Annotated in this window: 14 protein-coding genes; all 14 read left to right on the top strand. The window is 62.2% G+C overall.

From position 1 onward, the window contains the following. Positions 1–10 precede the first annotated feature (10 nt). The 14 genes from SKTS_RS11485 to SKTS_RS11420 all read left to right on the top strand — a co-directional run bounded on the left by SKTS_RS11485 (position 11) and on the right by SKTS_RS11420 (position 12,464). Positions 11–958 carry a sulfurtransferase gene (locus tag SKTS_RS11485; RefSeq protein WP_173064876.1) on the top strand — a complete coding sequence of 316 codons (948 nt, stop codon included), beginning with the start codon at positions 11–13 and terminating at the stop codon, positions 956–958. Positions 959–1,037: 79 nt separating this feature from the next. Beyond that, a complete protein-coding gene (locus tag SKTS_RS11480; protein ID WP_173064873.1) occupies positions 1,038–1,547 on the top strand; it encodes an arsenate reductase ArsC in 510 nt (169 codons plus the stop codon). Positions 1,548–1,550: 3 nt separating this feature from the next. Continuing rightward, positions 1,551–2,624: an ACR3 family arsenite efflux transporter gene (gene arsB / locus SKTS_RS11475; protein WP_173064870.1), complete on the top strand. Its 1,074-nt coding sequence runs from the start codon at positions 1,551–1,553 to the stop codon at positions 2,622–2,624. A 19-nt stretch (positions 2,625–2,643) separates the two neighbouring features. Next, entirely contained in the window at positions 2,644–3,666 is a 1,023-nt protein-coding gene (locus SKTS_RS11470) for a permease (protein WP_173064867.1), read from the top strand. A 17-nt stretch (positions 3,667–3,683) separates the two neighbouring features. Continuing rightward, positions 3,684–3,986, top strand: a complete 303-nt coding sequence (locus SKTS_RS11465) for a hypothetical protein (RefSeq protein ID WP_173064864.1) — start codon at positions 3,684–3,686, stop codon at positions 3,984–3,986. Positions 3,987–4,050: 64 nt separating this feature from the next. Next, positions 4,051–4,287 (top strand): thioredoxin family protein, encoded by a 237-nt coding sequence (locus SKTS_RS11460; RefSeq protein WP_173064861.1) that lies wholly within the window; start codon positions 4,051–4,053, stop codon positions 4,285–4,287. Between the two features lie 11 nt (positions 4,288–4,298). Continuing rightward, complete coding sequence (locus tag SKTS_RS11455) at positions 4,299–4,709, top strand: arsenate reductase ArsC (protein WP_173064858.1); 411 nt, start codon at positions 4,299–4,301, stop codon at positions 4,707–4,709. A 32-nt stretch (positions 4,710–4,741) separates the two neighbouring features. After that, positions 4,742–5,263 (top strand): RNA polymerase sigma factor SigZ, encoded by a 522-nt coding sequence (gene sigZ, locus SKTS_RS11450; RefSeq protein ID WP_173064855.1) that lies wholly within the window; start codon positions 4,742–4,744, stop codon positions 5,261–5,263. A gap of 115 nt (positions 5,264–5,378) precedes the next feature. Then, positions 5,379–6,434 (top strand): permease, encoded by a 1,056-nt coding sequence (locus SKTS_RS11445; RefSeq protein WP_173064852.1) that lies wholly within the window; start codon positions 5,379–5,381, stop codon positions 6,432–6,434. Positions 6,435–6,458: 24 nt separating this feature from the next. Then, on the top strand, positions 6,459–6,677 hold the full coding sequence (locus tag SKTS_RS11440) for a YgaP family membrane protein (protein WP_173064849.1): 219 nt from the start codon (positions 6,459–6,461) through the stop codon (positions 6,675–6,677). A gap of 20 nt (positions 6,678–6,697) precedes the next feature. Then, positions 6,698–6,934 (top strand): thioredoxin family protein, encoded by a 237-nt coding sequence (locus SKTS_RS11435; RefSeq protein WP_173064847.1) that lies wholly within the window; start codon positions 6,698–6,700, stop codon positions 6,932–6,934. A gap of 2 nt (positions 6,935–6,936) precedes the next feature. Further along, a complete protein-coding gene (locus tag SKTS_RS11430; protein ID WP_173064844.1) occupies positions 6,937–8,223 on the top strand; it encodes a TolC family protein in 1,287 nt (428 codons plus the stop codon). Continuing rightward, complete coding sequence (locus tag SKTS_RS11425) at positions 8,220–9,383, top strand: efflux RND transporter periplasmic adaptor subunit (protein ID WP_173064841.1); 1,164 nt, start codon at positions 8,220–8,222, stop codon at positions 9,381–9,383. Before SKTS_RS11430 ends, SKTS_RS11425 begins: the two co-directional genes overlap by 4 nt. A 3-nt stretch (positions 9,384–9,386) precedes the next feature. Further along, positions 9,387–12,464 (top strand): efflux RND transporter permease subunit, encoded by a 3,078-nt coding sequence (locus SKTS_RS11420; protein WP_173064838.1) that lies wholly within the window; start codon positions 9,387–9,389, stop codon positions 12,462–12,464.

The following is a 12,464-nucleotide window of genomic DNA, read 5'->3' as shown; positions in this document are numbered from 1 at the left end:
AATATACGAGATGGCGAATAATAATCTTAATAACGTGATGCGCCGCTTCTGGATGGCAGCCTTGCTGTCGCTGTGGGCCTTTGCCGCTACCGCAGGCGACAAACCTGACTTCATGGTCGATGCCGACTGGCTCGCCAAGAATCTGAAAGACCCCAAGCTGGTGGTGCTGGAAATCCGCTATTACCCGCACCGTTATTTCACCGTGGGGCATATTCCCGGCGCGGTGCAGGTACAGCGCTTCAAGGATCTAGGCGACAATCATGCCATTCCCTCCATGCGTTTTCCTTCGCGCGAAGCCTTCGAGCATACCCTGCGTAGCTGGGGCGTGAACAACGACTCGACCATCGTGCTGTACGACGATTCCGTCACCGCGATGACCTCGCGCGTCTATTTCCTGCTCGATCTCTACGGCTACGACATGAAGCACGTGAAAATCCTCAACGGCGGCACCGTGGAGTGGAGCGCATTCAACGACATGGTGAAGGAAGAACCCAAACACAAGCCCGGCAGCGTCAAGCTCAAGCCCGCCAAGCCCGGCGTGGTAGTGGAGTGGACCGATGTCTACAGCGACGTGGTGGCGCGCCGCGACCCCAATATCGTTCTGCTCGATGCCCGCCCAGCCGACATGTACACGGGCAAGGTGGTACAGCACTCCGTTCGCGGCGGCCATATTCCGGGCGCCATCAACGTCGTCAGCCTGGATGGCGCGGACGGCCAGAGCCAGACCTGGAAATCGCTGGACGACATTGCGGCGATGTATAAAGCCATTCCCAAGGACAAGACCGTATACGCCTATTGTCACGACGGCTTCCGCTCCAGCCTGGCCTGGTTGCAACTCAAAACTCTGGGCTACAAGGACGTGCGCATCTACAACGGTGGCTGGGGCGATTGGGGCAACAACCTGGCGCTGCCGGTATCTGAAGGCGAGCAGCCTTACGATGAAGCGTTCGCGCTGTAACAGGACGAAGCGAGGCGTTCATGCAAATGCAACAAGGCCTGAGCAGCAAACGAATCGGTTATTTTGAGGATAGGTAATGATGAGCAAAAAAACATTCAACGTGCTGTTCCTTTGCACCGGCAATTCGGCGCGTTCGATTCTGGGCGAGGCGCTGCTTAACCATCTCGGCAAGGGCCAGTTCCATGCCTGGAGCGCGGGCAGTCATCCGGCGGGGGCGGTCAGTCCTTTCGCCATCGAGTTGCTGCGGAAGAGCAAACTGCCGGTCGAAAACCTGCGCAGCAAGTCCTGGGACGAATTTTCGCTGCCCGGCGCACCGCAATTCGATTTCGTCATTACCGTGTGCGACAACGCCGCCGGCGAAGTCTGTCCCGCCTGGCCCGGCCAGCCCATGACCGCCCACTGGGGCATCGACGATCCCGCTGCGGCAACGGGCAGCGACGCAGAAAAGCGCAAGGCATTCGTCACGGCTTTCACCCAGCTCAACCGCCGCATTTCGCTGTTCATCAGCCTGCCGGTGGAGAAGCTGGACCGGCTGTCCCTCAAGCGCCAGCTCGACGACATCGGGCGTTTGCGCGAGAAAGGAGAGTAGGCGGTGAGCGCCCAATGCGAAATCGCCGCCAAGAAAGCCTCGGGGGCCGAACTGGGTTTTTTCGAGCGCTGGCTGACGCTGTGGGTGTTCTTCGCCATCGTGGCGGGCATCGCGCTGGGGCAACTGGCACCCACGCCGGTTCAAATTCTCGGCAAGCTGGAAATCGCCCAGGTCAACCTGCCGGTCGGCTTGCTGATCTGGCTGATGATCATCCCCATGCTGATGAAGATCGACTTTTCGGCACTCGGCCAGGTCAAGCGGCACTGGCGCGGCATCGGTGTCACCCTGTTCATCAACTGGGGCGTGAAGCCGTTTTCCATGGCGCTGCTGGCTTGGGCTTTCATCCGCATCCTGTTTGCGCCTTATCTCCCTGCGGGGCAGATCGACAGCTACATCGCTGGGCTGATCCTGCTCGCCGCCGCGCCCTGTACCGCGATGGTGTTCGTGTGGAGCGGCCTGTCCAGGGGCGATCCGCTGTTTACCCTGTCGCAGGTGGCGCTCAACGACACCATCATGGTGTTCGCTTTCGCGCCGCTGGTCGGCCTGCTGCTCGGGGTCGCGTCGATCAGCGTACCGTGGGCCACGCTGTTCCTTTCAGTGGTGATGTACATCGTCATTCCGCTCGCCATCGCCCAGTTCCTGCGCCGGGTGCTGCAGGGCAGAGGCGCGCTGGATAGCGTGCTGGCGCGCCTGCACCCGGCCGGCATCTCGGCCCTGCTCGCCACCCTGGTGCTGCTGTTCGCCTTCCAGGGCAAGGCCATACTTGATCAACCGCTAATCATCGTCCTGCTGGCGGTGCCGATCCTGATCCAGGTGTATTTCAATTCCATGCTCGCCTACTGGCTCAACCGAACCGTGGGCGAGGTCCACAGCGTGGCCGGGCCTTCGGCGCTGATCGGCGCGAGCAATTTCTTCGAGCTGGCGGTGGCGGCGGCGATTTCGCTCTACGGCTTCGAGTCCGGCGCGGCGCTGGCGACGGTGGTGGGGGTGCTGATCGAGGTGCCGGTGATGCTGTCGGTGGTGCGCATCGTGAACGGCTCCAAGGAATGGTACGAAAGAGGTGGTCAACGTGAATAGTGTAAGTGAAACTGTAACTATGCCCCGCCGCGCCCCCTGGGGCTGGGTCGTCCTGGCGACCATTCTGTGGGTGGCCGCCTACGCCAGCCTGACGCCTTTCGCCGATGCGCTGCTGACGCTCACCGGGCTTTCGCCGCAGAGCCACCTGGGCGGTGCGCTGCAATTCTTCTTTTACGACACGCCCAAGGTATTGCTGCTGCTCACCGGCATCGTGTTCGTGATGGGCATCGTGCATACCTTCGTCTCGCCCGAACGCACCCGCGCCATGCTGTCCGGCAAACGACTGGGCGTGGGCAACGTGATGGCGGCGACGCTCGGCATCGTCACACCGTTCTGTTCCTGCTCGGCGGTGCCGCTGTTCATCGGTTTTTTATCCGCCGGGGTGCCGCTGGGCGTGACGTTCTCCTTCCTGATTTCCGCGCCCATGGTCAATGAAGTGGCGCTGGCGCTCCTGTTCGGCCTGTTCGGCTGGAAGGTGGCGGCGCTCTATCTTGGCCTGGGGCTTACTGTGGCGATCGTCGCCGGCCTGGTCATCGGCGAACTCAAGATGGAACGCTACCTGGAAGACTGGGTGCGCGCCATCCAGGTCGGCAATGCGGTAGATCTGGTGCTGGAACGTCCTTCCTGGGTGGAACGCATCGACGCCGGCGTGGCGCACATCAAGGAGATCGTCGGCAAGGTGTGGCCCTACATCCTCGGCGGCATTGCGCTGGGTGCGGGCATCCACGGCTTTGTGCCGGAGGATTTCATGGCCGGCATCATGGGCAAGGATGCGCCCTGGTGGTCGGTTCCCGCCGCCGTTGCCATCGGCGTGCCGATGTACACCAACGCCGCCGGCATCATCCCCATCGTCGAAGCGTTGCTGGGTAAAGGTGCGGCGCTGGGCACCGTGCTCGCCTTCATGATGAGCGTGATCGCACTGTCGGCGCCGGAAATGATCATTTTGCGCAAGGTTCTGAAGCCCCGGCTGATTGCCACCTTCGCCGGCGTGGTTGCGGCCGGCATCATGCTGGTGGGCTATGTATTCAACGCTGTTCTGTAATTCAAAGGAGTTCTTTCATGACTGATTCGTCCCTCCATCCTTCCATCGTGGCGCTGGTGTCGCTGGCCGCCAACATCGCCGCCAACCACCCCAAGAAGGGGCTTTGCCAGCTTGAACGCCTGCGGAGTTTGGGTGTGTCGGACGCGCAAATCGACATCGTGGTGGATATTGCCCGCCATCTTCGCGATGAAGCTGGGCAGATGATCGACAGTGAATTCAACGATGCCTTTGTGCCAGCCGCGAATACCGCAGCCGAGCCTGCTACCGTAACCGAGGGCTCCTGCTGCGTGCCTACGGCAAAAGGTAATTCCTGTTGTTAATATTCACCTTCCGACAGGTGGAAACGCCATGCTTTTCCCACCCTACCTATTTTTGGAGATCAAAATGAAAGACATCAAGGTACTAGGCACCGGCTGTGCCAACTGTAAAACCACCCTCAAGCAGATCGAGGAAGCCGCGGCAGCCAAGGGCATCGAAGTCAAACTTGAAAAGGTCGAGGACATGGCCGCCATTCTCGGCTATGGCGTGATGTCCACGCCCGGCGTGGTGATCGACGGCAAGGTGGTGCATGCCGGCGGCGTGCCGAGCAAGGCCAAGATCGACGAATGGCTGGGCGCATAGGAGTGGACAACATGACCAAAACCGTACTGATTCTTTGCACCGGCAACTCCTGCCGTAGCCAGATGGCTGAAGTCCTCGTCAACCACGATCTCGGCCCGGAAGTGCGCGCGCTATCCGCCGGTACCCGGCCTCAGCCCAAGGTGGCGGACGGCGCCATTGCGGCTTTGAAAGAGGGCGGCATGGCCACGGAAGGACTTTACCCCAAGGACGTGGACGCCGTGATGAACGAGTCCATTGACCTGGTGGTGACGGTGTGCGACAACGCCAAAGAGTCCTGCCCCATCTTCCCCAAGCCGATTCCCGCCATCCACATGCCGTTTCACGATCCCCACGGCGAACCGCTGGAAAGCTTCGTCAAGGTGCGGGACGAGATTCGGGCAAGGCTGATACCCGAATTGAAGCAGCGTTTCGGACTTAATTAGAAGTACGCCAGTAGAAGGGCATGGACAGCCTGATGACCGCCTGGCACCGCCACGAGGGTGAACTGCGCGCCTGGGTGCGCGGCCGTATGGGCAACGCCCCCGACACCGAAGACATGGTGCAGGAGTTGTTCCTCAAGGCGCTGCGCCAGGACAAGAAATTCTGCGAGATCAGCAACGCCCGCGCCTGGCTGTTCGAAGTGGCGCGCAATGCCTTGGCGGATCGCCTGCGCCTAAAAAAAGAGCAAGTCGAACTGCCGGACGATCTGGTTTCCGAGGCCAACGAACTCGCCGCCGTAGACAGCCTGGCGGTCTGCCTGCCGCGCGCCTTGGCGGAATTATCGGAGGAAGATCGCGAGGTCATTACCCTGTGCGATCTGGAGGGGTTGAACCAGGAAGACTACGCCCGGATCAAGGGCATCTCCCTGCCTGGCGCCAAGTCCCGCGTGCAACGGGCGCGCAAGCGGTTGCGTGAGCACCTGACCCAAGCCTGTCAGGTACGCTTCGATGAGGCGGGCAAGGTATGTTGTTTCGTGCCTCGCGCACCGCAGGCCTGATTTAGCGTTTGTTTTGGCAGCTTGCCAAATTGACCTGCATCCTTTTGACAGGCCGTTCGTCTTCTTATCCATAGGGCACATCTTGCTTACCCGATAAACCCATGGAGATGCACTCATGCAAGCACTTGTTACCAGGTTGAAACGCTGGCACTTTCATCAGCCGCTGTTTTTTTTGTTCTTGGTGGGCGCGCTGTGGTTCGCGCTTTACCAGACCCTGATTCCCGTTTCCGAAGGCTTGGTCGGTGCTTTGCCGGTGGCGCGGGATGGCCGTCTGGGCGGGGCGCTACAATTCTTCTTCTACGACACGCCCAAGGTACTACTGCTGCTCACCGGCATCGTCTTCGTCATGGGCATCATCCATACCTTCGTCTCGCCGGAACGTACCCGCGCCATGCTCTCCGGCAAACGCCTGGGTGTGGGCAATGTCATGGCAGCCAGCCTGGGCATCGTCACGCCATTCTGTTCGTGTTCCGCAGTGCCGCTATTCATCGGCTTCCTGCAGGCCGGGGTGCCGCTGGGGGTGACTTTTTCCTTCCTGATTTCCGCGCCGATGGTGAACGAAGTGGCGCTGGCGCTGTTATTCGGCATGTTCGGCTGGAAAGTGGCGGCGCTCTATCTGGGCATGGGCCTGCTGATCGCGATTACCTCTGGCCTGGTCATCGGCGAGTTGAAGATGGAACACCATCTGGAAGACTGGGTGCGCGCCATGCAAAACAGCCAAGCGCCGGTGGCACTGCTGGAGGCCGGGATGACTTGGGGCGAGCGCATCGGACAAGGTTTTCACCATGTGCGTGAGATCGTCGGCAAGGTATGGATTTACATCGTGCTGGGCGTCGCCCTGGGCGCGGGCATCCACGGCTATGTGCCGGAAAATTTCATGGCCGGCATCATGGGCAAGGATGCGCCCTGGTGGTCGGTGCCCGCCGCCGTAGCCATCGGTGTGCCGATGTACTCCAATGCCGCCGGCATCATCCCCGTCGTCCAGGCGCTGCTGGGCAAGGGCGCGGCGCTGGGTACCGTGCTCGCCTTCATGATGAGCGTGATCGCCCTGTCGGCGCCGGAAATGATCATCCTGCGCAAGGTCCTCAAGCCCCGGCTGATCGCCACTTTTGCTGGTGTGGTGGCAGCCGGCATCATGCTGGTGGGCTATGTATTCAACGCTGTTCTATGAATTTTCAACGAAAGGAGCTTTACAATGAAAGGTAACAAAACAGTTCGCATGATGTCGGCCATAATTCTGATTTCTCTGGTGTTGACGCAGGTCACCGGGCAAATCAACCTGCTCGCCCCGACCTGGCTGTGGCTGGCGGCCTTTGTTGGTTTCATGGCGTTTCAGTCTACCTTCACCGGCTTCTGCCCGGCCAGCAAAATGCTGGGCGGCGGGAAAAAATCCGGCACCTGCTGCGGCGGCTGAAACGGAACAAGGAGATCGACATGATGCAAATCAAAGTGCTGGGTACCGGCTGTGCCAACTGCAAGACCACCCTTAAACTGATCGAGGACATCGCCGCCGAAAAGGGCGTAGCGGTTCAGCTCGACAAGGTGGAGGACATCCAGTCCATCATGAGCTACGGCGTCCTATCCACGCCGGGCGTGGTGATCGGCGGCAAGGTGGTGCATGCTGGCGGAATCCCGGACCGGAAGAAGGTGGAAAGCTGGCTGGGACGATAGTGATGAAAACTTCCCTGTTTCTGCCAAAAGAACTTGCTGCCTTGCTGCTTGCCTTGGTGGCTGTTTGTGGCCCGGCTGCAGCCGGTGAACTGGGCGACGTGCTGCGCGCAGCGCTCGACCATCCTGCGGTGGGGGCGCGCAATCGGCAGGTGGAAGGGGCACAGGACGATCTGTCGGCGGCGACCGCCCAGTATCTCGGCCGCGGCAGCCTGATCGCCGACCGCACCCGCTACGAGGGCCAGCGGGTGGTGGGGATCTACGTGCCGGGACAGACCGCGCCGCTATACAAGGACGATGCCATCATCCGCTATGGCGTGAGTTATGCGCTGCCGGTGGACGTGTTCGGCGTGATTGCCGCCTCGCGCGAAAAACTCAAGAACAATCTCGCAGCCGCGGAACTGCTGGCGCGCCAGGAAACCTTGCTGCGCCTGCACCAGGCAGGCAACGCCTATGTCCGCAAACAGGCGCTGCAAGTTCAGGCCAACGCCTTGCGCATTCAGCGCGAGCGGGTCGAGGCCAGTGCCGAACGGGTGCGCAAGGAGGCCGAACTGGGTCGTGCCGCCGAAATAGATGTGCGTTTGGCGCAAAGCGAAGTGGCGCGAATTTCCGCCGACGAGGCACGGCTCAAGGGCATCCTGGGCGAGACACGCGCCGATTTGATCGACGCCAGCGGCATCGACCCCGAGACTGGCTCTCTTCGTATTCCAGTCCCCGAGTGGAATCCGCTCGATGCCGACGCCACGCTCTCGGCCCGCCTGGCCGAGAGACGCGCGCGCGCCGCCGAGGCGGGTGCCAGCGAAGTGCGCCGCAACCTGTTGCCGACCTTCAGTCTGGGCGCGGATTATTACAACAACAAGGGCGGCGGGGGCGACATGGATACCTGGAGCCTGATGGGACGGGTGAGCATCCCGCTCGACCCAGGAGCCTATCTGCGCTCTTCCGCCGAAGGCGCGCGCGCCCTCGCCGCGGAAGACGATCGTCGCGCCGCGCTGCGGGCGGCACGGCACCAGATCGCCGCACTCCAGTCCGCTTATGACAGCGCGCGCGCCGACGCCGAAGCGCTGGAGAAGGAAATAGCCTACCGCAGCGAAGTGGTAGAAGTGGATCAGGAAAGATGGCGGCTGGGTGCACAAACCCTGGAAAACCTCCTGCGCCAGCGGCGTGACCTGCTCGACGCCCAGTACCGCTTTGCCGACGCCCGCGCCCGCGCCGCCGCCGCTTGGTCTTCTGCCCAGGTTCTGGCGGGTACGCCACCCGACACCTATATCGCACAGTGGGACAAGCCATGAAAACGAGTCCAACGAGTTTCACCAAAAAGAAAACCGTCATCATTATTCTCACCATCGCCGGGCTGGTTGGTGCCGGGATACTGGTCAGGAACCAGAAATCCAGACTGGGCGCGGAAAAGCCACCGGCACAGGTGCCGGTGGCGGTGGAAGCGCGCCGGCTCGGCAGCGCCCGCTTCGCGCTCACCTTGCCATTGGTGGCCGATGTGCAGGCGGTACAGGAAGCCAATATTGCCAGCCGCCTGACCGGTTACGTTGTGGATCTTCATTATCATGAAGGCGACCGTTTCAAAAAAGGTGACATTCTGGTGCGCCTGGATGATGCGGACGCCCAGTCGCAGTTGCTGCGAGCCGAAGCCGACCTGGCCCGTACCCGGCTGCAACAGGGCACCTTGAACGCCGATATGGCGGCCGCCAGGGTTGCCGCCCAGGCGGCGCGGGACCGTGCGGCGCGTGCCGATACCCTGTACAAGATCAAGGGTGTCTCTCTGGAGCAGTTGCAGTCGGAACAGAGCAACGAGGCATCCGCTGTAGCGCGGTTGTCCGGCACCCAAGCTGCCGTCGATGGCTACCGGGACAGCCTGCGGGCGTCGGAAGCCGCCGTCCGGTCTGCGCGCGAGAATCTCGCCTACGCCGTCATTCGCGCGCCTTTCGATGGCATGGTGGCGGCGCGGCCGGTGCAGCCGGGCGATCTCGCCACCCCCGGCAAGCCCTTGCTGCGCCTCGTTGCGCTGGGCGAATCGCGCCTATTGGTGAATCTGCCGGACACGGCCAACCCGATTTCATTACGCTGGCAGGGCAGGAACCTGCCTCTCACGCCTTGGCCCGAGGATGGCGCACAAGGCTTGCGCCGCTATGAAGCGCGCGCCGAAGGACTGACGCCTGGCGCCCGCGTACCGGTCAAGCTGGTGACTTTTTCCGGGCAAGGGGTGTTCCTGCCGGATACCTGCCTGCTCAACAACGACGGCCATAGCGCTACCGTTTTTCAGCTTGCGCAAGGCGGCCCGGCGAAGCCGTTTACGGTGGAACTGACGGCCTCTGGCAGCGAAGGAGCGGCCAGCACGGATACCCGCCTGAACGGGACAAGCATCGCTTGCGGCGGGCCTGATGTGCTCACCCGGCTGATCCTCGGCACGCCGTTCAAAATCTCGAAAGGCGGCTAAATCATGCTGTTCCGTTTCTTCTACGACCGGCCCCTGCTGCTGGCCATGATTCTGGTGATCGGCTCCCTGCTGGGGGTGGTCGGCTATGTCAACCTGCCGCGCAACATGTACCCCGATGTCGAGCGGCCCCAAGTGACAGTTATCACCCAGTTGCCGGGTGCAGCCGCCCAGACCGTGGCGCAGAAGGTGTCGCGGCCGATCGAGCAGGAGCTGTATGCCCTGTCCGGCATCCGCGACGTACAAAGCACCAACAAGAACGAAGTGTCCATCGTGCGCGCCGAATTCGAGTACACCAAGGGGCTGGATGCTGCGGTACTGGACGTCAACAATGCCCTTTCTCGGGCGCGCGGCAAGCTGCCGCCGGAGTCGCCCGCTTCTGCCGTGTATGCCGTGGGCGCCTTCACCAACCCGGTGCTGACCCTGGCGCTGTCTCCCAAACCCGGCAGCCAGGCGAGCCTGGCCCAGATCCGGCTGATTGCGGAAAACGACCTGCGCACGGCCTTTCTTACCCAGCCGCATATCGCCAACGTGGAAATCTTCGGTGGTTACGAGCCTGCCTTACGGGTGGAGTTCGACCCGCTGCAACTGGCGCGATACCGCATCAGCCAGGCCCAGCTCCAGGACCTCATGGCCAGGCTGGGACGGGACTATCCTGTAGGCGTCACCCAAGGCAAAGGGACGCTGGCTACCCTCACGGTCTATGGCGAGCGCGTCAGCGCCGAGGCCCTGCGCCGCCTGCCGCTCGCCAATGGCCTGACGCTCTCCGATGTGGCGCGGGTCAATTTAACCCAGGCCGAACGTTTTGCCGCCTTCCATGGCAACGGCAAGCCCTCTGTCGCCATCGCCATTCAGCGCGCGCCGGGCGAAAGCGTGCAGGGCGCCATCGACGACGCCAACCGCATCCTGCCCGGTCTCAAGGCGCGCTATCCGAATGTCGAGTTTGCCGTTGCCGACACGCAGGAGGAGTTGATCGAGACCTCCAACGCCAATATGATCGATGCGTTGCGCGACGCCGTCATCTTCGTCGCCCTGGTGATGCTGTTTTTCCTCGCCAACTGGCGCGCGGTGGTGACTTCCCTCATCAGTATCCCGCTGGTCTTCCTGCTTACCCTGGCGATACTCTGGCTGATGGGCAAGGAGCTCAACATCACCGTCATGACCGGCATCATCCTGGCCCTGGGGATGCTGGTGGACGATGCCGTGGTGGTGCTGGAGAATATCGAGCGCCACCTGGAGGAACTCAAGGAGGATGTGGAAACCGCCATCCGGCACGGCACCGAGGAAGTGCTCTCGCCCATCCTGGTCGGCACCGTCGCTACGGTGGTGGTGATCGCCCCGCTGATGTATGTGGGCGGCTTCCCCGAGGCGATTTTCTCCCACCTGGTCCGCCCCGTATTGATCGCGGTGCTGGTGTCTTATTTCCTGGCCATCACGTTCATCCCCAAACTTTCCGCCTACTGGTACCGCAACGGCCTGCCGCCGAAGAACCGCTGGGAACAGGCTATCGAACGGCTCTATCAGCGCACGCTGGCGCCCGGCGCGGGGCTTTATGTCGGCATGTTGCGCTACGCCTTGGCGGGAAGCTGGCTGCGGCGTACCTTGCTGGTGCTGCCCGCGGTCATCCTGCTGGCGGCCAGCGTGAAGGTCGTCATGCCGCTGATCGGCCGCGACGCCATGCCGCCGATGGACACCGGCATCGTCAAGGTGCACGTCAAGTTCGGCGGCAACGTGCCGGTGGCGCTGGCCGAAGCGCGTCTCAAGGATTTCGAGCGCACGCTGGCGCAGGACAAGCGCATCGAGCGTATCAGCGCTGCCTTCGGTTCGGAGGCCGGCATCCTGTCCCTGGGCTCCGGCCAGTTGCCGGGCGAGGCGACTTATACCATCACCTATGTCGATCGCCTGCACCGTACGCAAAGCAGCTGGGGCATCGAGGCCGATTTGCGCAAACAGCTGGCGGCGGTGCCAGGCATTGTCAGCGCCGACGTGTTCGACTCCGGCGCCACCGCCCTGTCCACCATCAAGGCGCCGATCGACATCCGCCTTGTGAGCGAGGACTGGCATGTGCTGGCAAAAACCGCCAACGATGTCGTGGCGGCGCTGAGGACGGTGCCGGGCGTCACCACGGTGTCCACCAGTTGGGACAGAAACAGCGAAGAAGCCGTGCTGGTGCTTGATGAGGAAAAACTCCGTGCCTTGGGCGCGACACCCGATCAGGTGGTCGGTCAGTTGCCCCTGAAAGGCCTGCCAGTGGCCAGTCTGAGCAAATTGCCATCGGTCGGCAGCCTGCCGGTGCGCACCTATTTCAGCGATGCCTACCGCGCCAATCCGCAGGCGCTGATGCTGTTGCCGATCCAGCTGCCCAGCGGCGAGGCGGTGTCACTGGGCCAAGTCGCTCATATCGAGCGCCAGCCAGCCACCGCCATTCTCACCACCGACGGCATCCATTACGCCCTGGACGTATTCGCCTATCGCAACACCAAGCCCATCAGCCTGCTCTCCGACGAAGCCGTGGCCGCCGTGGCCAAGGTCATGCCGAAAGACGTGAGCTACAGCGACGAGGGCGATTTCGCTTCCTCCAAGGAGTCCGGCAAGCGCATGTTTGTCGGCCTCGGGCTGGGCGTGCTGCTGCTCTTCGGCGTGCTGGTGCCGGCCTACCGCAGCGTGGGTCTGGGGCTTTTGTCGGTGCTGATCCTGCCGCTGTCCATCATCGGCGCGATGTGGGGCCTGCTCGCTTTCGGCAAGGCGCTGGCACTGTCGGCGATACTCGGCGTCGTGCTGCTGTTCTCCATCATCATCAAGAACTCCATCCTGCTGGTGGACTTTATCCAGGAACGGCGCAATGAAGGGCAGAGCGCCGTGGAGGCGGCCGAAGGTTCCGTGAAACTGCGCTACCGCCCGATCCTGATGACCGCGCTCGCCACCATCGCCGGTATGCTGCCCATCGCAATCGAACACGCCATCGGGCTGGAGCGGCTCTCTCCTCTGGCGGACGCCGCTATCGGCGGGCTGCTGGTGGGTACCTTCATGAGCCTGTTCTACCTGCCCATGTTCTATGTCTGGATGGCGGACAGGAAGAAATGA

Source organism: Sulfurimicrobium lacus (assembly GCF_011764585.1).
In the GTDB taxonomy this organism is placed as follows: Bacteria; Pseudomonadota; Gammaproteobacteria; order Burkholderiales; family Sulfuricellaceae; genus Sulfurimicrobium; species Sulfurimicrobium lacus.
Note: the sequence above shows the minus strand (reverse complement) of the source record. Positions and strands in the feature narration are given on the sequence as shown.

Bases quoted from the DNA above. Each gene is read 5' to 3' on its own strand.
- SKTS_RS11485 (WP_173064876.1), top strand. From the start codon at position 11: ATGGCGAATAATAATCTTAATAACGTGATGCGCCGCTTCTGGATGGCA.
- SKTS_RS11480 (WP_173064873.1), top strand. From the start codon at position 1,038: ATGAGCAAAAAAACATTCAACGTGCTGTTCCTTTGCACCGGCAATTCG.
- SKTS_RS11470 (WP_173064867.1), top strand. From the start codon at position 2,644: ATGCCCCGCCGCGCCCCCTGGGGCTGGGTCGTCCTGGCGACCATTCTG.
- SKTS_RS11465 (WP_173064864.1), top strand. From the start codon at position 3,684: ATGACTGATTCGTCCCTCCATCCTTCCATCGTGGCGCTGGTGTCGCTG.
- SKTS_RS11460 (WP_173064861.1), top strand. From the start codon at position 4,051: ATGAAAGACATCAAGGTACTAGGCACCGGCTGTGCCAACTGTAAAACC.
- SKTS_RS11455 (WP_173064858.1), top strand. From the start codon at position 4,299: ATGACCAAAACCGTACTGATTCTTTGCACCGGCAACTCCTGCCGTAGC.
- sigZ (WP_173064855.1), top strand. From the start codon at position 4,742: ATGACCGCCTGGCACCGCCACGAGGGTGAACTGCGCGCCTGGGTGCGC.
- SKTS_RS11445 (WP_173064852.1), top strand. From the start codon at position 5,379: ATGCAAGCACTTGTTACCAGGTTGAAACGCTGGCACTTTCATCAGCCG.
- SKTS_RS11440 (WP_173064849.1), top strand. From the start codon at position 6,459: ATGAAAGGTAACAAAACAGTTCGCATGATGTCGGCCATAATTCTGATT.
- SKTS_RS11435 (WP_173064847.1), top strand. From the start codon at position 6,698: ATGATGCAAATCAAAGTGCTGGGTACCGGCTGTGCCAACTGCAAGACC.
- SKTS_RS11430 (WP_173064844.1), top strand. From the start codon at position 6,937: ATGAAAACTTCCCTGTTTCTGCCAAAAGAACTTGCTGCCTTGCTGCTT.
- SKTS_RS11425 (WP_173064841.1), top strand. From the start codon at position 8,220: ATGAAAACGAGTCCAACGAGTTTCACCAAAAAGAAAACCGTCATCATT.
- SKTS_RS11420 (WP_173064838.1), top strand. From the start codon at position 9,387: ATGCTGTTCCGTTTCTTCTACGACCGGCCCCTGCTGCTGGCCATGATT.